The following is a 24,413-nucleotide window of genomic DNA, read 5'->3' on the forward strand; positions in this document are numbered from 1 at the left end:
TATAGAGATTTGGTATAACCGGCAACGCAGGCATTCGGCGCTAGGCTATCTTTCCCCTTTTGACTATTACAGTGGGCAGTGCCAACAAGTTGCTTAAAAGTTTGTCCAGTGTTTTGTTGCAAGTCCATCCACCGCCGTATCCAGATTAATGAACGGTTCCCGGCGCAGTCGCTCACACAGTTCGCGGATCTTGCGCGGGTTGCCATCTGATGTTTCGTACAGCTTGGTCATCACCGCGTCCAGATCGATCACCGACACATCGCTGATCAGGCGGTAGATCATCTTCAGCGCATCGGGTCGACTCAGCGGCTTCAGCTCGACCTTCTCGAATGACCAGGCAAAGTGATCTTTCAGCTCCCCCAGCACCTTGACGACTGTCGGCGTTATACGGTCGATATTATTGATCAGCAGCACGTACTCTTTCCGGTCGCAACAGTCGTTACCCAGCCTGCACAGGCTGGGTAACGACTTCTTACTCACCCTGGCCCAAACCGCGTCGGCATCGGTCGTTTTGTACAGCAAGTCGGCTACGGCTTCCCTGCTGCCGAGGAGGTGTACCAGGGCGCTGGCTATCGACTTCCTGAACTCCGACACATTGTCGATCTCCAGCACCTTACCCGGGTAGTGCAGCGACTCCAGCAAAAAGCTTTTTCCGATTCCGGTAGGGCCGACGAGAATAACAGACACCTTATTGCCAATCAGTCGCTGGATGCGTCTGGCCTCCTCGTCGCGGCCCACCAGATCAGGAATCAGTACAGCGGGCAGATTGATTCGGGTCTGTGTGGCTGGAAACAGCGTCGACCGCAAGGCCCGGCGCAGCCGCGCCCAGCGCGTCGGGCGCGGGGTGCTGGCTTCGATCAGACCCCGTAACCGGTCGCGGTCGGCATGGGCGCTACCAACGCTACGCTGTAAAGGCCCTGACGGATTAAACGCAGGCTGGTACTGGATTCATTCGGACCAAGCTGACCTGAATCACGGCAACAGCTGAGCTGACAGTATTGGGTCTTCGCGGATACTAAGCCAGCGCGCCGGGCGTTGACAAGATAACCGGCTGGCCGCTCAGACCGCCACTGGCGTAGGGGGCTTACGGGAATCGTGACAGGCCTATGACTTTTTCTTTATTGGCAGGCTTAAAGAATAACCTAGCATATACACAGTTTTTTTATGCCCAGACCCGCCTGCTTTATCCAACCCTGGAGCTTGTCTTCGTCAGCTTCAACAGTACCGACGGCACGCACCAGTGGCTCGATTCCCTGCAGGATGAAAACGTTCGGTATTATTACGAAGAGCGGGAACGCACGCTTTCTGATACGTATAACAAAGGCATCGAACTGGCCACGTCGGCCTACGTGATCTTCGCCCACAACGACATGGTGCTGGCGCCGGGCTTTGTAGAAGAGCTGGCGCTGCTGCAAACCGACCGGCGGGTGATCTTTTACACAACCGTCGAGCCGCCCGTCTTTGCGGACGATCCCCGGCCCGGTAAACTGGTTCAGGATTTTGGGGCCGACCTGGTTACGTTTCAACCAGTCGTCTTTTTTCAGTTTGTGCGGGATGAGCAACAACGGAATCGGGAGGCCGGTCAAACGGCCGTTCCTACCCGTCGGGGTGTTTTCTTTCTGGCTGCGTCGCGGAAGCTGCTGCTGGACATGGGCGGATTAGACCCCCTTTTCGACCCCATGTTCTGCGAAGATGACGACCTGCTGCTGCGACTCGGGCTGAGCGGTGTCGAGATGATCATCGCCCCGAATGCGCTGTGTTACCACTTTGTGAGCAAGACCTCCCGGTTTTCGGCAGAGTATATTCACCGGACCCGGCAGATTGAGCGGCAGTCGAACCGGAATTTTGTTCGGAAATGGGGGTTTGGCAATACGTCGGTCAGCCGGTGCCGGTACGATATTGGCCTAATTCTGACCGGTGGCAATCTGGCGGTGCTTCGGGAACTGGAACCCTGGGCGCAGACGATCTATACCGATCTTGATCCGGAACCGTACATCCGGGACGAGCAACCCCTGACCCGTATCGACCTGGCGAAGAAACTAAAAAAACTGTCGGCCGTCCGGACCAACGGTATTCTGGTTACGCTGGATGCCCGTAAAGCGGACCCAGCCCAGCTGGAACAGATCGCCCACTTGCCGGACATGATCTACGCCCGGCTCAACGAGCAGGTGTCGCCGTTGAAACGTTTCTGGCGACGGCTGGTTCCGGTCACTACCTGGCACGGGTATCGCATCCGGATTATTGACCCGACAACATCCGAGTCCGCCCTGATTTACAAAAAACTCACCTATGCTTGATCGGTTACTGGCCCGACGAATCCGGCTGTCTTACGGCATTACCGTCTGCAACGAAGCGGTGGAGCTGGAACGGCTGATTCTGTTTTTGCTGGTTCATAAAGATGCGCACGATCAAATCCTCGTGTTGCAGGACACTACCGAGCCTGACCCGTGGGTTACGGACGTACTCGACCGTTACCGCGACCAGATCAATGTCCAGACCGCGCGGCTCGGCGGGGACTTCGCGACCTTTAAGAATACCCTGATTTCGATGGCGTCGGGCGATTATCTGTTTCAGATCGATGCGGATGAACTGCCCGGTAAAACCCTGCTTCGTTCGCTGAAAGGCATACTGCGAAAGCATCCGCAGGCCGACTGTCTGGCTGTGCCCCGGATCAACCTGGTTAAAGGGCTGACGCCCGAGTGGATAGCGGCCTGGCGGTGGCAGGTGGATGAACAGGGGCGGATCAACTACCCCGATTACCAGCTGCGGATCTTCCGGCTGAACCAGACAATACGGTGGAAAAATAAAGTACATGAAGAACTCGCCGGGTACCAGCACTGCCATTTTCTGCCCGCCGACACCGATGCATACTGTCTGCTACACCGGAAAGACATCGATCGGCAGAAAAAACAGAATGACTTTTACCAGTCGCTCGGATGAGCCGGGATTAACGCATAAACTCTGGCGGTAGCCGGGCGTTATCGTTTAGCTTTGTCATATGAAAAAAATAGCGTTTGTTGTGCAGCGTTACGGCGTGGAGGTCAACGGAGGAGCCGAGTACTACTGCCGGATCATGGCCGAGCGACTGGCAACTACTTATGAAGTGGATGTGCTCACAAGCTGTGCGCTGGAGTATGTCACCTGGGCCAACTGGTACCCCGCCGAGACGGTGATGATCAATGGAGTACGGGTACACCGGTTTGCTACCCAACACGAACGGCTGGTTAAGCAGGCCGCCCGGGCAGAACACAAACTCAAAAAATGGTCGAGACCGGAGGAGTGGCAGGGGCTGGCCCGGCTCCGGATGTGGGCCCGGGCGCTGGTGGGTAAGAGCATCCGCCGATACAGCCGCCTGTGGGCCGAATACCAGGGGCCTTATACGCCCGACCTGATCGATTACCTGAAGCGCAACCACCCGCAGTATGACGCGCTGATCTTCATCACCTACCTGTATTACCCCACCATTGCCGGGCTGAACGTTGCCCCCCGGAAGTCTATTTTTATTCCCACGGCCCACGATGAGGTGCCAATTTACCTGCCGGTGTTTGGGCCGCTCTTTCAGAAACCCCGCGCCATCCTGTTTTTGACGCCCGCCGAGCGCAGCTTCGTGCATCAGCTGTTCCGGAACGAGTCGATCCGGAATGATGTGGTAGGGGTGGGGATCGAACCCGCCCGCGCCCTGTCGGACAAGCCGGTAAGCCAGATACTCAACCTCGGCGAACCAGGCTCATCAGCGGCTAATGACGGTGTCGATTACCTGCTGTATATTGGGCGAATCGACACGGCAAAAGGGTGCGATACGATGTTTGCGTATTTCAAACAGTATAAAGAAGCCCACCCATCCCCCCTGAAGCTCGTGCTGGTTGGGCAGGCGTTCATGCCTATACCGGATCACCCCGACATACAACCCGTTGGCTTCGTTGATGAACCGACCAAAGCAACATTGCTCCAAAACGCCAAAGCCCTCGTGATGCCGTCGCCCTACGAAAGTCTGTCGATGGTAACCCTGGAAAGTTTTGCCGTCGGTATCCCTGTCATTGCCACGGCCGAATGCGCCGTACTGCGTGATCATATAGTCGGTAGCCAGGCGGGCCTGTTGTTCCGTAGCTACGAAGAGTTCGAGCAGGCGGTTGATCAGCTCCTGACGCAGGATACGGCAGAGATGGCCAGCAATGGGCGGGCCTATGTTCACCAGTATTACACCTGGAAAAACGTACTGGCCACGTTTGACGAGGCTGTCAATTACGTGGCCAGCTGAACCTACTGAATTCGGAGACGCAACAGGCGGTTGGGGCGGTAGCTGTAACGCTGCTACTGGAGCACCTCCTGCAGGGTATTCAGGCGTTTATAGACACTGTCGGTGCGGCTGATCAGGTCGTAGTGGTTGCCGCGTTCTACGATCTCGCCGTCTTCCATAATCAGAATTTCGTCGGCTTCCCGGATCGTGCTGAGCCGGTGGGCAATGACCAGCGTAGTGCGGCCTTCCATGAGGTTGTCCAGCGCTTCCTGAACCGATTTTTCCGACTCAACATCCAGGGCTGAGGTAGCTTCGTCCAGGATGAGGATAGACGGTTTTTTGAACACCGCCCGGGCAATACTGAGCCGCTGGCGCTGCCCCCCGCTCAGCCGAACCCCCCGGTCTCCGATGTTGGTGTTGTAACCGTCTTCGGTTTCCATGATGAAGGCGTGGGCGTTAGCCACTTTGGCCGCGGCAATAACATCTTCCAGGCGGGCGTCGGGCTGGCCGAGGGCAATGTTATTGAAGATCGAATCATTGAAGAGGATAATCTCCTGAGTTACGAAGCTCATCTGCCGACGCAGCGAGTCCATGGTGTAGTCGCTGACTTCTACGCCATCGATAGTAACGCTGCCCTGGGTGGGTTCGTAGAAGCGGGGAATCAGGTCCGCGATGGTCGATTTGCCCACGCCCGACGGCCCTACAAGCGCGATTTTACGACCTTTCTCCATCCGGAAGCTGATGTTTTTCAGCACGGGCTTGTCGCCATACTGAAAGCTGACATTCTCGAAGACAACGTCGTGCCGGAACTGATCGAGGGTCAGGGCGTTCGGTTTGTCTTCAATCTCGATTGGTTTGTCGAGCAGTTCCAGGATGCGCTCGCCGGCTGCCTGTCCCTGCTGAATGTTCGTCAGGGCAACGACGATGGCTTTGGCGGGCCGAATGATCTGCGAGAAAATAGCGATGAACGCAATGAATGAGCTGGCCTGCAGGTTACTCGTGCTGTTGAGCACCAGACTGCCTCCGTATACCAGGATGCAGGCTACGACAAACACGCCCGACGCTTCAGAAAAAGCCGGCGCCAGCTCCCGACGTTTGAACCCTTCCAGACTGGCTTTCCGGTAGAAATCATTTTCGACACTGAACCGCCGGAGAATGAACGGCGTCGCGTTGAAGGAGCGGATGATGCGCATGCCCATCAGCGTTTCGTCCATCAGCGTAAGCATCCGGCCCATCGACGACTGAACGTCCTGCGCTTCTTTCTTGAGTCGTTTGGTAACGGCCGCTATCCCGACCGCCGACACCGGAATGATAACGAGCGTGAACAGCATCAGCTTGGCCGAAATCATGAACAGAGCCACAAAATAGCCGATCAGCATGTACGGCTCCTTGAAAACGACCTCGATCGAACTGGCAGCTACGCTTTCAATAGCGTAGACATCGCCGTTGAGCCGCGACAACAGATCGCCTTTGTGCTCTTTGGTGAAGTAACCCAGGTGCAGGTGATTGATTTTCTCGAACAACGCTTCGCGCAGGCGTTTGACCAGCAGGGTTCGGGCGCCCAGCAGACACTGTTGGGCCAGAAACCGGAAAAAGTTGGTCATGACCACGGCTACGACGATCATTCCTGCCAGGAAATAAAGCGCGTGGACCGGATTCGTGGTCTTGAACTGATAAATCAGGTGGTAAAAAATATCCTTGAAGTAATTGCCCGATAGGTGAAAGTCCGGCATCGACGCGTACTTGGCCGCATCGGCGGTGTTGATCGGGTCGAACAGGAAATTAAGCAGCGGGATAATCAACGCAAACTGAAAGACGTTGAAAAACACACTGATGATGGTGAAGAAGAAGAAGGGGATGATAAATTTTCCATAAGGCCTGGCATAAGCCATCAGCCGTTTATACACTTTCATTCGTTGATCGTAACGGGTTAACTACCTCCATGCTGCCAAAGCATGGAGAGGACTGGCTGGATCGCAGGGTTTATTTTATCCGAGCAGAGAGCGGTAAACGTCCAGATACTTCCGGGCCGCGTCTTCCCAATTGAACGTAGCGCTGTAGGCTTTCATTGCTTCCTGGATGCGGCTGCCGGCCTTTCGGTAGTGCAGCATACCGGACTGAAAATCATCGTGCATGTTGTTGAAATCCTGAAAGTAGAACGCCAGATCTTTGCCAATTTCGGTCATGGCTGTGTGTTTGGACAGAAAAACGGGCTTGCCTACGGACATCGCTTCGGTAATGGGCAAGCCAAATCCTTCGGCCAGCGACGGCATCACCAGCGCCTGGCAATTATGATAATACCAGGACTTCTCGCCTTCCGTTACCTCGTTGATTAGGTGTGTACGGTCGTCGACGTTTAGTTCAGACGCCTGCTGCCGGATGTAATGCGCGTACGACTTATCCTCGTGCCGACCCGCCAATACCAGCTCCATGGACGGATTGCTTTGCAGCAGGGGTAAAATCTGATGCTGGTTTTTTTTGCGGGCAATGGCGCCGATGTTAAACAGAAACGGAACGGCGGGGCGGTACGACTTTTCTTCCAGAACCGGCTTGGTCAGGCCATTGGTGCCGTTGTAGATCACGTGTACAGCCCGGTTGCCGACGTTGCAGTGGGTCAGCACGTCGTTGCGCGTGAATTCGGAGATGCAGACAATGGCGTCGCTCCGGTTGATGTTTTCCTGCAGATGACTGAGGCAGCGGGCTTTTTTGCTGGCCGACTTGTCTTCGTAGAGAAAATTCAGGTCGTGGATAGTCAGCAGTACTTTTATCTTCCGGTTCCGGCGTGGCAGGTAATTCGAGTTCTGATAGGTGCAGTGCCATAACTGATACTGGCTGACCGATGGCATGAAGAACTTCTGCAACGATTGCTGGGGCAGAATGGGTACCGACGGGCCAAAGCTGGCAGCTACCCGATTGGGAATGAAGACGGCTATTTTTTCACGGCGGCTGTTTTGCAAAAGGGCCTTCCCCAGATTGAGACAAAAGTAGTACAGTCCGGTATTGATGTACTTCATTCGCTCGCAGTCGAAGATGATTTGGTTCATAACGGAATCGCTTTTCAACGTTGATAAGCTGAACAGAAAAGTTTGGAACGGGCGTCAAGGCGAAAAATAAACGCGTACCTATAGCAGTTCATCAAGCATGACGCATCGTTCAGAAGTGATGAGTCTTAAAGCTGGTAGAAGGGTTGGAAGACAGCCGAAGGAAAAAAGACCGCACTAGAATAGCGGCCTAACCTCCATAATGTTGCATTTTTTACGAAAATCTGATTGTAAGCACCCTGCATCCCCGCAGATCGACCGTATGTCTCGAATTATATTGGATTGCGACCTGATGAAGTATTCTCATTCCGGGTTGTATCAGTACTGCCAGCACCTTGGCGATCATGTTAATCAGTTGTCGGCTGTTGATGGCTCGCCATCTCTGTACATGTACCTGCCGCCCCGCCGAAAACTTGAACTCAGTTCCAAACCGTATCACCTCATTGAGCAACGATGGCACAGGCTGGTTCAGCCGTTTCTGAAAGATTGTCGGGTGTGGCACGCTCCGTTTCAGTCCGGACGGATTTTGCCCGGTAAAACGCGTTATCCGGCTATCAGGGTGCTGCTGACCATCCATGACCTGAACGTACTCCACGAGGGCAGGCCCGAGGCCGTACAGCAGAAAAGCCTGGCGCATACGCAGGCGCTGATTGACCGCAGCGATGCTATTGTCTGCATTTCTGAATTTACCCGGAGCGACGTGCTGACCCACTGCGATGTTGGTAACAAGCCTGTTCACGTGATCTATAACGGTGTTGACCCGGTAACGGAGCCGGTACAGGCGCCCGCTGCGTACCGGCCTGCCCGCGCGTTTCTGCTCGGCATCGGCTACCAGAATCGGAAAAAAAACTACCATGTTCTGCTGCCTTTGCTCCAGTCGAACCCGGAGCTGGAGTTGCTACTGGTTGGTCATCATGACGATTCGGCTTATGTCGATCAGATGCGGCAGCTGGCCCAAAACCTGGGGGTCAGCGATCGGCTGCACCTGCCGGGAACGGTCTCCGAGGCCGATAAAGCCTGGTACCTGAGGCACTGCCAGGCGTTTCTGCACCCCTCACGGGCCGAAGGATTTGGGTTGCCCGTTATCGAGGCCATGCGGTTCGGGAAGCCGGTGTTTCTGTCAACGGCCACCTCGCTGCCCGAGATTGGCGGGGAAGCGGCTTTCTATTTTCCCAGCTTTGAGGCCGCGGTGGTGCAGTCGGTATTTGAACAGGGCATGCATACCTACACCCACACGCCGATGGCCGACGCCATTGTCCGGCATGCCGAACGATTTACCTGGCAGGCAAGCGCCCGCCAGTACGTAGCCGTGTATCAGTCGCTGATGAACTGAAAAGCCGGATAGTGTTAAATTTTGCCCGAGCCGATCCATATAAATCGCGTAATGGCTACCTTGGTATCACGTACTATGTGTATACTGGAAACGGATCGGTTGAACCTGTGTGCGCTGTCGACAGACGACGCGCCCTTTATCGTTGAACTCCTCAACACGCCTGCCTGGCTGGAATTCATCGGTGACCGGGGCGTTAGAACGGTTGCTGATGCCGAAGCGTATATTCAGAACGGTCCGGTGGCCAGTTATCGGCGGCTGGGTTTCGGGCTGTATCTGGTTCGGCTGAAAGAAAACCAGCAACCCATCGGCCTGTGTGGCCTGCTAAAGCGGGAAACCCTGGACGACGTAGATATCGGGTTTGCGTATCTGCCGCCGTTTACCCGACAGGGATACGGTTTTGAAGCGGCATCTGCCGTTATTGCCTATGCCCGCACGACGCTAAAACTAGCCCGGATCGTAGCCATTACGGCGCCCCACAACCAGCCTTCGATTAACCTGCTCAGTCGATTGGGGTTTCGCTACGAAGCGACCCGCACACTGCCCGGCCAAACCGAACCCTCCAGGCTCTATGGTCTCAGCTAACGAACTGCTTTTATCAAGCTTCATCCATGAACGCTCAACGAGTAATCAGCCCCGCCCTGGTCGGGCTGGCTATCGGGCTGCACCCGGGTTGTCAGAAAAATCCCGTGCCCCCCGGTGGCATCGGAACCTACCTGACCGGCCAGTGGCTGCTCACCAAAAAGGTTACCCGAACGAATACGACCGCCTTCGGCAGTCTGGGCGGACAAGTGCTCGAAGTGGGCAACGATAGCCGGCGCAATTTCCTGTCCATCAGCCAGGGTGGTGTTGAGCAGCTACGTCTTTTTGAAACTCGCCGGGTCACAAACGAGAATGCCTATACTGTGGATCTCTATTACGGCAACGGGCAGATGCTGCGGTACTTTCTAAGACAAACTTATCAGAACGGCGTTCCGCAGGGGGTACACAACATCCAGGTGACACCGTTCATAAAAGGATATGCCGCCGTTTTCGATACCGTCCGCTACCACTACGAACGGCTCCGGTAAGCTCGCCGGCCGCTAAGCCAGAGCAGGTATAAGCGATACGGTGCTTCACGAGATGGGTAGGGTGGTCGAGTGAAGTTGGTGTGCTAACTGGAGAGCGACAATCAGCATAGCCAAGTGTTTGTTCACAGGTCATGCGGATTGATACACGTCAGCCCTACAATAGTCTGAAAGTCTCTGGTGTTGCGGGAAATGAGAATGAAACCATATACCAGAGCAGTAGCGGCAATCAGGGTTAGCTTTTTATAGGTTTTTCGCAATTCAATGGTTGTGTTGGCAATAATATCGTCGACGTAAAAGATGGTTGCCAGAGACAAAAAGTCGCTCAGTTTCTGCATCTCGTCGGGGTCGCCACTAAATCCTAACACTTCGATCTTAGCAATGATGGATAGTGTCAGGCTGTCGTCATAAGCTCATCCATCGCCAAAGCGGCTGACTCCGGTAGCTTGTCTCCTACATAGTCAATAATAGCATTGGTATCTAAGATATATTGCTTTCCCATTGCGTTCTTGCTTGCTCAGTATGGCGGAGCAATTCATCGGCCGTTTCTTTAGAAATAGCCCCTCGAAAAGCCGACGGTTTGGTTCGGTTTGGATTCGCTATCTCCAGTGTTTTCAAATCCTGATGCTTTGCCGTAATGTTATGCCACTCCTCAATGGGAATCACAATGGCCGTGTGTCGGCCCTGGGCGTCGGATAAATACTGTACATTCATAGTTAGGTATATCCAGTGTAATTGTAAAAATAAGCACACGGGCTGGTAAAACCTATCTGATCATATCGTCGCTGAGTCGGGACTTTGTCTGTGTTTCATACCCACCACAATGACCTGGATTACCGAACTAAATTGGCCGGTGTAAGTTGGCTGAGTCAGGTCAACGACCCGACTCAGCCCAATCAGGGCTTTGCTGTTCGGGACAAGCGCTCATTCGGCATGAGCTTACAGCACGAGTCAAATGCGATTCTAAGGTCTGGATGGGCAAATAAGCGTAACCAACGACGTTATCCAGCCGATTGGGCGATGGCTGCTGGATGGGGGCGATTGTGAGGGGGGACCATTGTGGCTAAACGAGGGGATAAACTACCGAAAACAGAGGTATACCTCGTATGTTTGGTTCATGAACTCACGCATACGGCCTGAGTCACTTGACTCATCACCCTACAAAGAACTGATTCAGACCCTGGCTTATCGATGGGTCAGTGCCGACCGTCCTGCCGAAGGGCTGGTCTATCAGGATTACATGAACACCCTCCGTACGTTGCTGCTGACCACCCAGAGCCTTGAGCAGACCACTGCCATCGTTATGGCGGTGCTGAAGCAGGCCGTGGCGCTCAACAAAACATCGGCCTGGGTCGAGCAGGAGCTGAAGTTTGAGGGTATGCTCAGCGGGGTCGATCGGGCCGACTTCCTACGGCTCGACCTGCAACAGGCGGGCGAGGTCGACGACAGCCTGCTCGATGTGTACAACGAACGAATCAATCGGTTTTCTGCCGACGGGATGTAGCGCAGCAGCCGCCGTTGTTCAGGAGATGACGCGGTAGGCTTTCGGGAGCGTAATTCGGAAGGTGGTGCCGACGCCCTCGGTAGTGTCCAGATCGATTTGTCCGTTGAGGAGGGTGATGTATTCGTGGCAGATGGCCAACCCAAGACCCGTTCCCTGAAAGGTGATGGCGTTACTGGCTCTGAAAAATTTCCCGAACAGATTCGGTATGTCTTTCTTGGGAATCCCGATGCCTTTGTCGCTAACTTTTAGCGTGACCATATTGTCTTTAAACCGGATGGTCAGTGTCGGGTTGCCGGTCGAAAATTTGAAGGCATTGGACAACAGATTTACGAGCACATGCGCTACCAGTTTCCTGTCGGTTTCGACCGGTACAACCTCGCCAATAACGATCAGTTCAACGAAGCGTTTATCCCCTCTGTCGCTGAAATGCAGTTTAATTGTTTGCGCACAAAGGTCAAATAAATCAACCGGCTCAATGTCAATAATTACCTTGCCCTCGTCTAGTTTGCTGACGGTAAGGGTGTCGGAAATCAAATCGTTGAGCGAAAATATTTTCTTGTGAATCGTGTCGAGATGCCGGTTGATAGAGCTGATGTCGACAGAAGCCGAGCCGCTGTTGACATAGTGTTTTACGAGTTCAAGGCTGGAGCTGATGCCCGCCAGCGGTGTTCTGAACTCGTGGGAGGCTGTTGATATAAACCTCGATTTGAGTGCATTCAGCGCCCGCTCCCGCTGGAGAGAATCCTGCAAAATCAATTCTTTTTCGTGGGCTGACGTGATGTCGGAAGCAACACCAACCCGGCGCGTAATGACACCGTTCTCGTCTTTTACCGTGAAAATGCGGACGCTTAGATAACGAACACTGCCGTCCTGATGATTGGCCCGGAACTCAAACGATGGCTCCTGTTCAGTATGCATAAAAAAGCTCAGCACTTTCGGGCGATCTTCTTCGATAATAAAGTCTAAAAACGTTAGGGGGTTTCGGTACAGGTTCGTAACCGGCTGACCCGTAAATCGTTCGTAGGCGGCATTCATGTAGGTAAACCGGGGCTCTTCCAGATCCCGTATCCAGAAAATTTCGTCTACGTTTTCGGCAATATCCCGGAACCGCTGTTCGCTTTCGATGATTGCTTCTTCTGCTTTCTTTCGGGCGGTGATGTCGGTCAGGGTTCCGGTAAAGCCGGTAATCTCAGCCTGTTCGTTGAGCGTAGCCTGCGCAAACACATCGATCCATCGGTAACCGCCTTCTTTGTGGCGATACCGTACAACCAGGTTAACATGCCCGGCGTCGCAGTCCCTGATCTGGGAAAAGAGCGCCAGGGTATGGGCCTGGTCGTCGGGAAGAATGTACTCCAGGAACCGATGCCCCAGTGCTTCCTCGACGGTGAATCCGGTCACTTCTTCCCAGGCCGCATTCAGAAACAGCCAGCAACCCGTTGAGTCGGCCTGGAAAACAACGGCTTTGAGGTGATCGACCAGCGACCGGTACCGGTACTCGCTGTCCCGCATGGCCTGTTCGGCCTGACGTTTCGTGGTCCGGTCCCGAATGACGCCGATCATGCGGTTGGTGCCGTTGGGATCATCCTGACGCACCAGGCCATCGGCTTTCATATAGTGAACCGACTGATGAGTAGGCGAGAAGAGCCGGAACTCGGCGTTAAACGGCTTTCTGCTTTGCTGAATGTCGGCTACATATTGCTTAAAGAAGGGTAGATCATCCGGATGAACCATGCGGGCCACATCGTCGAGGTGGCGGATGGGCTTATCACGGGGCATGTCGAAGAGGTTGGCGAAGCTGCCATCCAGAATCAGCTCGTTGGTATCCAGATTCCATTCCCACACGCCCAGTTTGCCAGCGCGGGTAGCCAGCTGACTCCGCTGGTTAGCCTGTACCAGCTCCTGCTCGATGGTTTTCAGGTACGAAATGTCGATAGCCGTGTCGACGTAGCCGATCAGCTCCTGCTCATCGTTGTAGAGGCCGGTTACGGTAGAGATGACCGGAATCAGCTGGCCGGTTTTGGTGAGCAGCGTATTTTCCCGGCGCAGATAGTCGTGATTTTCCAGATAGGCTCTGATGAGCTTCTCGCCCGTGATGGAAGGGTCGGCTACTTCGGGCCTGAGCTGGTCGATCTGCTGCTGAAAAACCCCCGGAGCGCGTAGTGCTCCGGGGGTAAGCTTGCCAATCAGCTCGTCGGACCGGTAACCGGTCAGGGTTTCGAGCGCTGGATTGACCAGCTGAATGATTCCCTCGGTGTCGGTGGCGGCAATGGCCAGTCCGGCGTATTTGAAAATAGCCCGCTGAATGGCGTACAGCTGCTGAATCTGCCCGGTCCGCTCAGCTACGCGCGTTTCCAGCTCTGCGTTCGTTTGCCGCAGCTGCGCTTTGGTTCTTTTCAGGCTTGTAATGTCGTTGACCGTCAACAGCACATTGCCTCCCACCCGGGCCAGCAGGTAATCGCCCCAGAACTCGCCTACCGACAGATCGTCCTGCAACTGAATCCGTTGGGGACCGCCCGTCGTGGCCACGCTGACCAGACAGTCGAAAAGCCCGTTGGTGCGCACATGCGGGAGCATGGCAAGCAGCCGCTGTCCGGGCATGGCTTCCTGCGTCTGGCCCGTGATATGGGCCGCCACCGGATTAGCCAGCAGGTACGTAAAATCAACGAGGCTGCCGGCGACCCAGACCGGCTCCAGGAGCGCCAGGCCCGTGGGGCTTGTGTCGACAACCACCTGCAGGAGCTGGTGATTATTAAACAGGGTAGTGGCCTGAGTGGTCAGCTGCTGGTTGATTTCTTCCTGCAAGAGCAGCACCGAGAGTTGCCCGGCCACTTCTCTGGCGATAAGGACATGCTCGGAGGTGAAGAACTGAGGGGTAGGGTCTAACAGAACCAGTAAGCCAACATATTGCTCATGGGCCTGCAGGGGAACGCAGAGAAAGGAACGATGCCCCCAGTCGTAGGGGTTGAAATCAGCCGGGAAGCCGCTGCTGCTGGGTCGTAGCTGATTCACCAGGATCTCCTGCCCTTGTGCCAGCAGGTTGTTATACAGGTATTGTACGGGTATGGACACCCCTGGCCAGTCTTCGCGCTGCCCGCGCCTGAACCGGCTTTCAGTATGCGCATACTGTCTGTCTTCATCGATTCGGAATACAATCCCAATTTCGCAGGGAATCATCTCGTACAGGTGGTGCAGCGCCGTAAGGGCAGGCTGTCCGTCGTGGAGACTGCTGGTCAGCAACGCTTTGGTGATGCGGCTCAAGCCGGTGAGCCGTTTGTTGACCCGCTGCAGCTGTAGTTCGCGGCTGGCCCGGCTGGTGGCGGTTACGACCAGCGCCGAAAACGTTTTCAGCAGATCGGCATCGTTGGTGTCCCACTGCCTGGCTTCCCGGACGGCATCGAATCCAACAAAACCTACCAGACCATGGTCTGCCACCAGGGGCATAACCAGTAACGACTGGATGTTAAAATCCAGCAGGGTTGCTTTCTCCCTGGCCGCGTCGGGCGGTAGTTCATCCAGCAAGGTCAGCCGGATGGTTTGCTGGTTGCTCATTTTCTCCTGCCACCAGGGGTATGAGCGGGTCGGTATATCCTGCAGGTCAGACTGGTGAGAAGCAATACCTTCGGCGCACCACTCGTGGGTGCAGGACATGCGCTGGTTGTCGGGGGCGTATTCGAAGATATATACCCGGTCAGCGTTGTTATACGACCCTATTTTGGCCAGCGATTCATGGATGAACGCATTTAGCCCGTCGGGGGACACAGTCAGCAGGCTGCCCGAGATGTCGGAGATAATCGATTCGAGTGCCAGCCGGCGCTGCAGGTTGTTTCTGTATTTCTCCGGGCTTTTGTTCTGGATATAAATCAAACAGGTCTGCTGGTTGCGGCTAATCGTGAAGTCGAGCCAGCGATTGGCATCCGGGTCGTACCGTTCCATCGTGATCGGCGTTCCGGTGGCCAGTACGGCCCGAATGGAGTCGGCCAGGTGGCGCAGGCAGGAATTGCCAGCCAGCGGCAGCGGACGAACCGGCTGAGGCAGGCCACCAACGAGCGAGGACGCCCGGTCGTTCCAGTAAGTGACGGTCAGGGTAGGGGCAACAGAGGTCGGGCCCGGCTCACAGATCAGTACGCCGATCGGAAGATCTGCCCACAGGCCGGGTTGGTTAGTGCTTTCAGAAGGGGCGACTTCCCTGTTGAAAAAAAAACTCTTTAGCCGATTAAAAAGCGCCATGAAAACGGACTCGTACGAAGGGGAAACAACTGACATCAACGCATTGAACTTAGGCCTGATCGGTATGGACAGGAAGCCGGATTACCACCACCGTTAGTCCGGGTGCGGGGCTATCGATGGTGAAGCTGCCCTGGTTCAAATCAAGCATGCGCTGGGTGATCGACAGCCCGATACCAAAGCCCTGCTGCTCGTACTGAGACCGGTCAAACTGGGTGTAAGCGCCGATCTGGTCCAGGCGCCCGATCGGAAACGGCTGCCCCTGATTGGTTATGGTCAGGCAGTACTGATTGGCCTGGACACACCCCTGCACCGTAACGCACTGGTCGGGAGCCGAAAACTTACAGGCGTTGTCGAGCAGTTCGGTCAGGCAGGTTGTCAGGCTCTCGGCCGACAGGTCAAGCGGGGCGTCATCGATGTCGAGCCGATAGTCGATCCGTCGGTCCTGCCGCAGGGCGATGGCTTCCATACAGCTATTGACCATCGACTGGGTAATCTGGCAGGTGCCGCTGGTATAAAACAGGTACGTGGGGTTAGCTGGCTCCATATGCCGCAGCGAGTCCATTAGCTGAATGTTGTCCAGCGAGCGTTTGAGCCGGAGTCCGCACACCTTGATCATGTGGGCCATAGTGGCTATTTCATCACCCGTAAAGTGCTGGTGCTGGTCAACGAGCAGAGACGAAAAACCCAGAATACCGGTCAGGGCGGTGTTTGACTCGTGCACCGATACCGAGGCCAGGTTATGGCGGTAGTTATCAAGCTGTGCTTTCAGCTCTGCTTTGCGCAGGGCCTCGCGCTGTAGCCGGCTGTTGATGCTGCTCAGCAGATTGTCGAGGGTGAAGGGCTTGGTCAGGTAATCATCGGCCCCCTGTGCCATACCCCGGCGCAGGTCGGTGGTTTCTGTTTTGGCCGTCAGAAAAATAAAGGGCGTCGTGGCGGTAAGCTGATTGTTGCGTATGACATCCAGCACCTGATAGCCGTCTACTTCGGGCATCATGATATCGCACAGGATCAGCTGGGGGGGGCGTAACATGGCCTGGCTGATGCCCTCGCGCCCATTGATGGCGGTATCGACCTCGTAGCCATGCAGGCTCAGCATTTCGGCCAGGTTTTCCCGAATTTGTGTGTCGTCTTCTATAACAAGTACTTGTGTTGACATGATGGCTGGAAGGTTAGTTGAGGCTGGTGCCCGATAAAGGTTGTTTGGTGGAGGATTGTATGGTTTCGGCGCAGGCAATGGGTAAGGTAATGGTGCAGGTAGTGCCTTTTTGTTCTTCACTGCTGAGGGTCAGCTGACCATCGTGCAGCTCGACAAACTGCCGCGAGATGACCAGACCCAGCCCGGTGCCGGGGATGCCGGTGGTGTTGCTGGCCCGGAAAAAAGCCTGAAAAACGGTGGCCTGCTCAGCGGCTGGTATCCCAATTCCCTCGTCGATAACCTGAATAACCAGGGTTGTGTCGGTGAAGCAGAGGTGCAGCTGCGGATTGCTGGTGGAGAACTTAAACGCATTCGAGAGCAGGTTAACCACCACATGACTGATCAGCTTCGCGTCCAGGTAAACGGGACGGGGGAGAGCCGCTACCGCCAGCTGCACGCTGCGCTGGTCGGGCCGGGCGTTAAAATGCGTGGCTATGATTTCTTCACATAGGGCCACGACATCGACCCAGCGCGGTTTGAAACTTACTTTTCCCGATTCTATGGCGCCAATGGTCAGCATGTCAGAGAGCAGCGTGTTGAACTGGTCGATCTCTTTTTCGATAATGGACAGATGGCGCTGAACCGAGGCCTGGGCGTTATCCAGCGGAAGCTCCATATACAGTTTGATCAGATCGACGCTGGACTGAATCGTGGCCAGGGGCGTACGGAACTCGTGCGATGCAGTAGAAACGAACTGCGATTTCAACTCATTGAGCGCCTGTTCCTGTTGCAGGGCCTGCTGCAAAACCCGTTCTCTTTCCTTCTGGCTGGTTACGTCGTTGGCAATGCCGATATGGCGAACGGCGGCCCCCGCTGCGTCGCGTATGATAAAGGTCCGGACGTGGAGCCAGCGAATGTCGCCGGCTGTTTCCCGAAGCCGGAAATAAAGCTCGCCCTCTTGACCGGATCTGTACTGTTTCATGAAGGCCAGAACGGCGGGTTTATCTTCTTTCAGGACCGGATCGAGAAAGGAAAATGGTCGCCGGAGCGACCGTTTTGCATGGGTACCCCAGACCCGCTCATAGGCCGGGTTGAGATACAGCAGCTGAAAAGGCCTGGCCGAATGAATCCAGTACACCTCGTCTACATTTTCGGCAATTTCGCGGAAGCGCTGTTCACTCTCGAGCAGGGCCTGTTCGGCTTCTTCCTGCTCCGTCACGTCCCAAAGGACGCCGATCTGCCGGATAACGGTGCCCTGATGATCCCGGATCAACTTGCCGATAGACCGAACCCAGCGAATGACACCGTCGGGACGAATTACCCGGGTTATGTTCTGGAAGGTGTTTCCATGACTATCCCGGTGATAGCGGTCCATGAAGGCCGGCAGGTCTTCGGGGTGAATCAAATTCAGAAAGGTCTGGAAGGTTAGGGATTCGGAATGGGGCGACAGCCCGTATATTTCCCAGACCCGATCGTCCCAGAACATGCGGTTCTCGACCATATCGATCTCCCAGATCCCTTGTTCGGCGGCCTGGGTGGCCAGCTGAAGCCGCTGGTTCAGGCTGCGCAACTGGCTTTCGTTCTGTTGCCGTTCGGTTATGTCGCGGGCCGATGCGCAGATGAGGTGATCGATCTTGACGGCGTTCCATTCCAGCACGCAGAATGTACCGTCTTTTTTGCGAAACTGGTTGATCTGGTTCCGCAGCGGCTGGCCGTCAACAACGCTCAGTAAGGCCCGCCGAACGGTTTCCTGCTCGGCGGGATCAACCGATGCCCAGAACGGTACTGTCTCCGCTTCGCTGGCCGGAAAACCGAGAGTGAGCTCCCAGGATCGGTTGATGCTGAGCAGGTTGCCGGTCAGGTCGGTTGTACAGTGCAGGTCGATCGATTCGTCAAAGATGGCTTTTACGGCCTGATTGGTTCGTTTCAGTTCGGCCTCAACGGCTTTCTGCACCGATATGTCCGTAGAGATACTGACAAAACCGATCAGCGTACCCGCTTCATCCTGCAGGGTGCTGATCGTTGCCAGGATGGGTACCTGCCTGCCGTTTTTCCCTACCACCACACACTCACCATAGTAATACCCCTGCGAGGCAAAGGCATCATTGAAGATATCGGATGTTGGGAAGACAGAATCGGGCGGGAAGTGGGCAATATGAGGGACAGGGTTGTCGGGCGGCCCCGGCACGATTCGGGCTACCAGGCCGATGAGTTCGCTGGGTTCGTAGCCGAGTAGGTGGGTGGTGGCCTGGTTGGCCGTCAGAATAACCCCGTTCACATCGGTCGAGATAATGGCATGACCGGCATGCTTGAGTATGGCTTCGTGCAGGGCCGAGAGCTGCCTGATCTCCTGTGTTCGTTCCTGAACGCGCTGTTCCAGCTGTTCGGTATAATGCCTGAGCTGGTCGTCGAGTTGTTGCTGGTAGAGGACCAGCGCGACCGGACTGGCCAGCTCCTGCGCAATAGCCCGGTACTCTTCGTTAAAAAAGCCGGGTTTGGTCGAAGCCAGCGTAAAGGCACCGATGCACTTGTTCCGGCAGTATAGTGGGATGATGAGCAGCGAGCGGAACCCCCGCTCATACACGTTCAGTGCGAACGGAAGCTCGTCGGAATCGGGCTGAAGGTCCGGAATATGGATCGTTTGCCGAATAGCGAGGAACTGCTCGTAGAAGGAGCTGGGTGGTATGTCGGTGTCCGGGTTCAGCGTCAGGTCTCCATCACTGATGCGGCATCGGGCGATAATCTGGCGGGTGTCGTCGTGAAGCTGAAAGACCGATATACGTTCGCAGGGCACCATAAAGTGCATGTATTTCATGGCAATCAGCAACGGCGACTGATCATTCAGTCGGTAACCAAGCAGGGCCTGGTCAATGTCGTGCAGCCCTTCCAGCCGCTGGTAGGTGCGTCTGAGGGCTGACTCATGCTGCAGGCGCTGCCGCACATTGGCCACCTGAGTAGCAAACGTTTTCAGCAAAGATAAATCGTGCTGCTCCCAGCTGGGTTGGGTTGTGATGGTATAAAAGGCAACGAACCCCTGAACCTTCTGGGCCTGCATGAACGGAACGGCCAATATGGATTTAACCGAGAGAAACGAGAAAAACGCTTTCTCGGCAACAGCCGCTTCGGGTAGTTCATCGGCGCGTAGCCGGATGATCTGGCCGTTCTCCAGCCGGGGGCGGGTCCAGTCGAAACAGCTGGCGGGTCTGATATTGACCCGCTCTTTTCGGGGAGCTATGTGGGGCGCGCACCATTCGTACACGCAGCTACCCTGCTGATAATCGGCCGAGAAGAGAAACACCGAGGCTCGTTCGGCGCCAATGTGCGCACCGATCAGGCCCAGCGCTTCGGTCATGTAGGCGTCGACGGTGTCGGCCTGTACGGTAATAAACCGGCTCGAAATGGTAGACAGAATCGACTCCATAGCCAGCCGATGCTGAAGGATAGCCGCTGATTGCTGCTGGGCACTAACGTCGGTGAGGCTGATCATAAGCCGATCGTCATGACGGGCCAGGGTGATATCATACCAGACCGACTGATTCTGCAAGGTATATTCCCGAATCAGTTGCTGAGGCTCGCCCGTTTCCGTTACGGTGACCATGCGGGTGAACAGCTCAGGCAGTACCGGACATGGCACCTGGTTAACAAACCGCTCGGTGAGCGATTCGGTAGTTTGCCCCAGCAGCCGGGCGAAGGCTGGATTGACCAGCCGGTAGCGAAAATCGCACAGTTCTTTTTGTCGGTTTCGGACCGGAACCAGAAAGGCTACACCCTGTACTGATGTGTTGAACCAGGTCTGAAAAAAATGCTCCATTATAAGTTGGGTAAAGTGGATAGTTGAACGCATGGATACCCGTTGGGCTACGGCGTTCCTCGCTACGGTTAGGTGGAAAGCCAGTTTCTGAATGCGTTGTAACGGGCTTTGGGTAAGATTACCTGGTGTTGCTGGCCGTTGATCGTCAGATAGAGGCAGTATTTGCCTTTTTCCCAGTAGGCGTATTTCTGAATGGTTTTTCGGTGCAGAATAACATGGCGGTTAACCCGGAAAAACTCATGTGGATCGAGGGTTGCCGTCAGCCTGTCCAGTGTTTTATTGAGTTGAAAAAGGCCGGCCTTGTGCCAGACGTAGGTACTTCGGTGCTGCACGTAGAAATACAGGCAGTCGGGCACCGTCAGCATCATGTTCCCTTTGGCATCGTGGCCCGGGAGGCTGGTGAGATAGCCCGATTTGGGAGGGCGGCTCAGCCGTTGCTGCTGACACCGTTTCAGCCGACTGGCAATAGCCGTCAGCAGGTCGCTGCTCAGGAAGGGTTTGGTCAGGTAATCATCGGCTCCCAGCCCCATGCCCTGACGAAGGTCTACCATATCGGCTTTGGCCGTCAGGAAAATAAACGGGACATGAGCCAGGTCGGGGTAGTTGCGAATAGTGGTCAATACCTGATGGCCATCCATGTCGGGCATCATGATATCGCACAGAATCAGATCGGGCTTTACTTCTCTGGCTTTATGAAGGCCGTTTATGCCATCGGGTGCTGTCTGCACGTTGTAGCCACTAAGCTGAAGGAGTTCGACCAGATTCTCCCGGATCTGGGCCGCGTCTTCAATAACTAATATTTCGGTTGGCATAGCGATGGATAGTTGGGTACACTATAAAGAACCGTCCAGCCTGCCAGCTATACAGGGCGTACAGGTATGCAGCCAGCGCCCTGAGGGGATTGACCTGCTGTTCGGGAAGAAAGACGTTGAGTAAAGCACCGGGTCTGCGTACAGACTAGGGCGAACGGTTAAGCGGTAAAAGCACCGGGAGCGGGAGAGGCTGTCAGATAAGCTCCAACGGTAATCAAGCCGGACAAATGAATGGAACGTCGAATTTTATGTTGACTATCCAATATACACGATGTATATGTTGGATAGTTTGATGTTAATTAACGTCGACGTTGAGTTAGCCAGGTAGTTGGGTCAAATTTATAGGAACTACCTAATAAAAGAAAATAATAAGCACAGAAATGATTAATTACACGTGAACGTTTATGTCAATCAGGTAAAACAATATGAATTTCTATTAATATTCTGATTTACAAATACTTACTCGTAATAAATCTCTTATTGCTGATAAAGGTATTAACAAATTATGCGCTTATATACCCACTTTTTCAATTCTTACTTCTAGCTTAGTAGCTACTAAATGGGAAATAGTAAGATTCAAAAATCAAGCAAATAGTCCGGTTTTTAGGAGCGTATTTTATAAACTTTCCAGGTATTTTATAAACTTTTAATAAATGCACATTTTTCTGTTTTTGTCCGAGAGGCCCATCTTGTGCTCCTTGATCCGGTAGTAAAATCAGAATATCAATAGAGGCTATACAGCTAAAGAGCCACCTCTACGGCCCGAAATGAGACAGGCTGTAGAGGTGGCTTTTTGTTGTGTAGAGTTAACCGTATATAGTGCCGAAGCCAACGCGGTTATGGCCGGTAACTGACCCGGTATACAACCCCGTTGTTATCGTCCGTAAACAGCAGGGAGCCGTCGGGCAGGGTAGCGATGCCAACCGGCCGGCCAAACTGGGAGCGGTTATTATCGACCAGAAAGCCCGTCACGAAGTCGTCGATACGGGTCGGTTTGCCGTTCTCGAAGTGAGCCCGAACAACCTTGTATCCCGAAGGCTGGGTGCGGTTCCAGGAGCCGCGCATGGTTACGAACGCATCATACTGATAATCGGCCGGGAATGCGCTGGCCGCACCGGCGCCACTGGTGTAAAAGACCATCCCCAGCGGAGCTGCGTGAGCGTCGTAAGACAGAGTGGGCAGCGTTGTTTTAGCCAGGATCTGCGCATAGGTCGTATCGCCCATGGGCCGGGGGTGCGGGTTGTAGTTCCCATCGCCGTAGATGTAAGGCCAGCCGTAAAAAGCGCCCTCTACAATCTGGTTCAGCTCCTCTTTTTGCTGTTCATCGCCCAGCCAGTCGATACCGTGGTCGAAGCCAAACAGGGCTTTCGTTTGTGGATGCCAGCCAAAGCCGATGGTATTGCGAAGGCCACTGGCGTAAATCCGGCGGTTTGTACCGTCGGGATTGGCCCGCAGGATGGTAGCGTGTTCGGCGTTGGGCTCGGCGCAGGCATTGCAGGTGCTGCCGACGGTCAGGTACATAAACCCGTCGGGACCGAAGCCAATGGTGCGGTTTGGGTGTTGCCCGGCGTCGGGCAGATTGTTGATCAACACCTGAGCCTGACCCAGGGTACCGTCGCCGTTGATCGGGATGGAGTACACTTCTTTGATCGCCACGGCATACAGTCTGTTGTCGAGGATGGTCAGGCCATGAATACTTTTCAGGGTAGCTACAACCTGTTTCTGGTCGGCCCGACCGTCAGCGTTGGTGTCTTTCAGCAGGGTAATAGTCCCTGCCGTACGGTCTGACACATAAACATTTCCCGAGCTGGTAACGGCCAGCATGCGTGGCTTTCCGAGCGAATCGGCGAATTTGGCGATGCTAAATCCGGCCGGTACTTTCAGTTGAGCAACCCGTTCGTCGGTGGCGCTGACCAGTGCTGGCTCGAAGACGTTCCCGTTTACCTGCGCTGAAGTCGGTTGGTCGTTGGTTTCCGGAATCGACGTGTCATACACTTCGTCTTTATTACAGGCGGTCAATCCAGCCACCAGCGTTGCACACAGCAAGCCCGATAGGCGAAAAATACGTTTCATGCGATGAGTGATAACGTTGAGATATAAATAGAATAAAATCTACAGAATAACTAGTCATATTGCTACAAGTTGTGAACGGACCTGGTATACGATTAAACGGACCCGGTTTGCATAGCCTGTAGTATGGTTCGAATAGAGGACTCTGGTTGGTGAGCTGCCGGGCTGATTTTACAGCTGGGGAAGGGGTGTTCCCGATTAGTCTACAATAATTGTAGAAAATAATAAACACAACTTATTCGCGGAAATGTGTAAAACGCACAGTATCAGCGGATGGCACAGTTTTGGTTACCAGGGGCAGCAACACAAACTAACTAACCTTAAACTGTTTTTCGCTATGGCAACGTTTGGAGAACGCATCGCAAATTTTTTCAGTGGCAATGATACTGAAACCCAGGAGGGCCTGCATGGCTTGTTCGTAACCGAGCTCAGAAATATCTATTACGCTGAAAAACAGGCTGTCGATGCCCTCGGCGAACAGGCCGATGCGGCTACAACCGACGAAGTGCGGAACGCTTTTCTGCAACACCAGCAGGAAAGTCGTAACCAGATTGCACGATTGGAGCAGGTATTCCAAAGCCTCAACGTCGACGTAGAAGAAGGGTCCTGTGCGGCTATTGACGGACTGGCCGAAGATGCCCGGATGGTGGTGTCCAATACCCATTCAGGATCGCTCACCCGCGACGCCGGTTTGATCATGGCCGCTCAAAAGGTAGAGCACCACGAGATCGCTTCCTATGGCTCTGTTGTAACCCTGGCTCAGATCATGGGGCATACGCAGGCGGCTCAGCTGTTACAGCAAACCCTCGATGAAGAGAAAAACACGGACAAAAAGCTGACAAAACTGGCTGAATCGTTTATCAACGACCGCGCCAATTCCGAGTCCGATGATATGGGTTCGTCGGACCGTGATCAATACAGCGGCAGTGTGGTAAATCCGGACGGCACGCGCTACAGCGACAGCTCTAGCCAGACCTACCAGTCAGGCGAGTCGTATAGCGGCACGCAGTCGGGCAGCTCGACCGGATCGACAGGTACGTACCGGTCTGGCAACGATGCCACCCTGGGCGGTACATTGGGTATATAACCCCGACTATTCCTAAACAGCAGCGGGCTTCCTGGTCAGGAAGCCCGCTGCTGTTTTATGACACCTGTGAACACAGCTTTCGTTTGATAACC

18 protein-coding genes are annotated in these 24,413 nt (G+C 54.5%); 8 read left to right on the top strand and 10 right to left on the bottom strand.

Translation table 11 applies throughout. The annotated features are described in order from the left end of the window. Positions 1–93: 93 nt before the first annotated feature. Complete coding sequence (locus tag FBR45_RS19430; RefSeq protein WP_138505377.1) at positions 94–807, bottom strand: ATP-binding protein; 714 nt, start codon at positions 805–807, stop codon at positions 94–96. A 299-nt stretch (positions 808–1,106) separates the two neighbouring features. Between FBR45_RS19430 and FBR45_RS19435 the strand changes: the two genes are divergently transcribed. The 3 genes from FBR45_RS19435 to FBR45_RS19445 are packed head-to-tail and all read left to right on the top strand — an operon-like array spanning position 1,107 to position 4,258. Next, the gene (locus FBR45_RS19435; RefSeq protein WP_138505379.1) at positions 1,107–2,297 is read left to right on the top strand and encodes a glycosyltransferase family 2 protein; all 1,191 of its coding nucleotides are present in this window, start codon (positions 1,107–1,109) and stop codon (positions 2,295–2,297) included. Then, positions 2,290–2,940, top strand: a complete 651-nt coding sequence (locus tag FBR45_RS19440) for a glycosyltransferase family 2 protein (RefSeq protein WP_138505382.1) — start codon at positions 2,290–2,292, stop codon at positions 2,938–2,940. Before FBR45_RS19435 ends, FBR45_RS19440 begins: the two co-directional genes overlap by 8 nt. Before the next feature lie 58 nt (positions 2,941–2,998). Further along, on the top strand, positions 2,999–4,258 hold the full coding sequence (locus FBR45_RS19445; RefSeq protein ID WP_138505386.1) for a glycosyltransferase family 4 protein: 1,260 nt from the start codon (positions 2,999–3,001) through the stop codon (positions 4,256–4,258). A gap of 53 nt (positions 4,259–4,311) precedes the next feature. On the opposite strand, the gene FBR45_RS19450 is transcribed toward FBR45_RS19445, so the two are convergent. Then, entirely contained in the window at positions 4,312–6,150 is a 1,839-nt protein-coding gene (locus FBR45_RS19450) for an ABC transporter ATP-binding protein (RefSeq protein ID WP_138505390.1), read from the bottom strand. Between the two features lie 75 nt (positions 6,151–6,225). Continuing rightward, positions 6,226–7,281, bottom strand: a complete 1,056-nt coding sequence (locus tag FBR45_RS19455) for a glycosyltransferase family 4 protein (protein ID WP_138505394.1) — start codon at positions 7,279–7,281, stop codon at positions 6,226–6,228. Positions 7,282–7,540: 259 nt separating this feature from the next. Between FBR45_RS19455 and FBR45_RS19460 the strand changes: the two genes are divergently transcribed. The 3 genes from FBR45_RS19460 to FBR45_RS19470 all read left to right on the top strand — a co-directional run bounded on the left by FBR45_RS19460 (position 7,541) and on the right by FBR45_RS19470 (position 9,678). Further along, entirely contained in the window at positions 7,541–8,611 is a 1,071-nt protein-coding gene (locus FBR45_RS19460) for a glycosyltransferase family 4 protein (protein ID WP_171044921.1), read from the top strand. 75 nt (positions 8,612–8,686) lie between these two features. Continuing rightward, positions 8,687–9,193: a GNAT family N-acetyltransferase gene (locus FBR45_RS19465; RefSeq protein WP_138505399.1), complete on the top strand. Its 507-nt coding sequence runs from the start codon at positions 8,687–8,689 to the stop codon at positions 9,191–9,193. 26 nt (positions 9,194–9,219) lie between these two features. Next, complete coding sequence (locus tag FBR45_RS19470; protein ID WP_138505401.1) at positions 9,220–9,678, top strand: hypothetical protein; 459 nt, start codon at positions 9,220–9,222, stop codon at positions 9,676–9,678. Positions 9,679–9,800: 122 nt separating this feature from the next. Here FBR45_RS19470 and FBR45_RS19475 read toward each other — a convergent pair whose 3' ends face one another. Then, on the bottom strand, positions 9,801–10,043 hold the full coding sequence (locus tag FBR45_RS19475; RefSeq protein ID WP_138505403.1) for a PIN domain-containing protein: 243 nt from the start codon (positions 10,041–10,043) through the stop codon (positions 9,801–9,803). A gap of 112 nt (positions 10,044–10,155) precedes the next feature. Then, entirely contained in the window at positions 10,156–10,389 is a 234-nt protein-coding gene (locus FBR45_RS19480; protein ID WP_138505405.1) for a hypothetical protein, read from the bottom strand. Between the two features lie 403 nt (positions 10,390–10,792). Between FBR45_RS19480 and FBR45_RS19485 the strand changes: the two genes are divergently transcribed. Next, positions 10,793–11,179: a hypothetical protein gene (locus FBR45_RS19485; RefSeq protein WP_138505407.1), complete on the top strand. Its 387-nt coding sequence runs from the start codon at positions 10,793–10,795 to the stop codon at positions 11,177–11,179. Between the two features lie 18 nt (positions 11,180–11,197). On the opposite strand, the gene FBR45_RS19490 is transcribed toward FBR45_RS19485, so the two are convergent. From FBR45_RS19490 to FBR45_RS19510, 5 genes are all read right to left on the bottom strand, one after another. Further along, positions 11,198–15,442, bottom strand: coding sequence for a PAS domain S-box protein (locus FBR45_RS19490; RefSeq protein ID WP_138505409.1), 4,245 nt, complete (start codon positions 15,440–15,442; stop codon positions 11,198–11,200). Between the two features lie 13 nt (positions 15,443–15,455). Then, complete coding sequence (locus tag FBR45_RS19495) at positions 15,456–16,562, bottom strand: hybrid sensor histidine kinase/response regulator (protein WP_138505411.1); 1,107 nt, start codon at positions 16,560–16,562, stop codon at positions 15,456–15,458. A 13-nt stretch (positions 16,563–16,575) separates the two neighbouring features. Continuing rightward, complete coding sequence (locus FBR45_RS19500) at positions 16,576–20,352, bottom strand: PAS domain S-box protein (RefSeq protein ID WP_138505413.1); 3,777 nt, start codon at positions 20,350–20,352, stop codon at positions 16,576–16,578. A 68-nt stretch (positions 20,353–20,420) separates the two neighbouring features. Next, positions 20,421–21,164, bottom strand: coding sequence for a response regulator (locus FBR45_RS19505; RefSeq protein WP_138505415.1), 744 nt, complete (start codon positions 21,162–21,164; stop codon positions 20,421–20,423). An 837-nt stretch (positions 21,165–22,001) separates the two neighbouring features. Then, positions 22,002–23,237 (bottom strand): PQQ-dependent sugar dehydrogenase, encoded by a 1,236-nt coding sequence (locus FBR45_RS19510; protein ID WP_138505417.1) that lies wholly within the window; start codon positions 23,235–23,237, stop codon positions 22,002–22,004. Between the two features lie 334 nt (positions 23,238–23,571). Between FBR45_RS19510 and FBR45_RS19515 the strand changes: the two genes are divergently transcribed. Then, positions 23,572–24,321, top strand: a complete 750-nt coding sequence (locus FBR45_RS19515; protein WP_138505419.1) for a ferritin-like domain-containing protein — start codon at positions 23,572–23,574, stop codon at positions 24,319–24,321. Positions 24,322–24,413: the final 92 nt, after the last annotated feature.

It is taken from the genome of Spirosoma lacussanchae (genome assembly GCF_005870035.1).
Lineage (GTDB): Bacteria > Bacteroidota > Bacteroidia > Cytophagales > Spirosomataceae > Spirosoma > Spirosoma lacussanchae.

What these genes read in the sequence shown, in the direction of transcription:
- FBR45_RS19435 (WP_138505379.1), top strand. Translation starts at nt 1,107, where the DNA reads ATGACTTTTTCTTTATTGGCAGGCTTAAAGAATAACCTAGCATATACA.
- FBR45_RS19440 (WP_138505382.1), top strand. Translation starts at nt 2,290, where the DNA reads ATGCTTGATCGGTTACTGGCCCGACGAATCCGGCTGTCTTACGGCATT.
- FBR45_RS19445 (WP_138505386.1), top strand. Translation starts at nt 2,999, where the DNA reads ATGAAAAAAATAGCGTTTGTTGTGCAGCGTTACGGCGTGGAGGTCAAC.
- FBR45_RS19450 (WP_138505390.1), bottom strand. Translation starts at nt 6,150, where the DNA reads ATGAAAGTGTATAAACGGCTGATGGCTTATGCCAGGCCTTATGGAAAA.
- FBR45_RS19455 (WP_138505394.1), bottom strand. Translation starts at nt 7,281, where the DNA reads ATGAACCAAATCATCTTCGACTGCGAGCGAATGAAGTACATCAATACC.
- FBR45_RS19460 (WP_171044921.1), top strand. Translation starts at nt 7,541, where the DNA reads ATGTCTCGAATTATATTGGATTGCGACCTGATGAAGTATTCTCATTCC.
- FBR45_RS19465 (WP_138505399.1), top strand. Translation starts at nt 8,687, where the DNA reads ATGTGTATACTGGAAACGGATCGGTTGAACCTGTGTGCGCTGTCGACA.
- FBR45_RS19470 (WP_138505401.1), top strand. Translation starts at nt 9,220, where the DNA reads ATGAACGCTCAACGAGTAATCAGCCCCGCCCTGGTCGGGCTGGCTATC.
- FBR45_RS19480 (WP_138505405.1), bottom strand. Translation starts at nt 10,389, where the DNA reads ATGAATGTACAGTATTTATCCGACGCCCAGGGCCGACACACGGCCATT.
- FBR45_RS19485 (WP_138505407.1), top strand. Translation starts at nt 10,793, where the DNA reads ATGAACTCACGCATACGGCCTGAGTCACTTGACTCATCACCCTACAAA.
- FBR45_RS19490 (WP_138505409.1), bottom strand. Translation starts at nt 15,442, where the DNA reads ATGTCAGTTGTTTCCCCTTCGTACGAGTCCGTTTTCATGGCGCTTTTT.
- FBR45_RS19495 (WP_138505411.1), bottom strand. Translation starts at nt 16,562, where the DNA reads ATGTCAACACAAGTACTTGTTATAGAAGACGACACACAAATTCGGGAA.
- FBR45_RS19500 (WP_138505413.1), bottom strand. Translation starts at nt 20,352, where the DNA reads ATGGAGCATTTTTTTCAGACCTGGTTCAACACATCAGTACAGGGTGTA.
- FBR45_RS19505 (WP_138505415.1), bottom strand. Translation starts at nt 21,164, where the DNA reads ATGCCAACCGAAATATTAGTTATTGAAGACGCGGCCCAGATCCGGGAG.
- FBR45_RS19510 (WP_138505417.1), bottom strand. Translation starts at nt 23,237, where the DNA reads ATGAAACGTATTTTTCGCCTATCGGGCTTGCTGTGTGCAACGCTGGTG.
- FBR45_RS19515 (WP_138505419.1), top strand. Translation starts at nt 23,572, where the DNA reads ATGGCAACGTTTGGAGAACGCATCGCAAATTTTTTCAGTGGCAATGAT.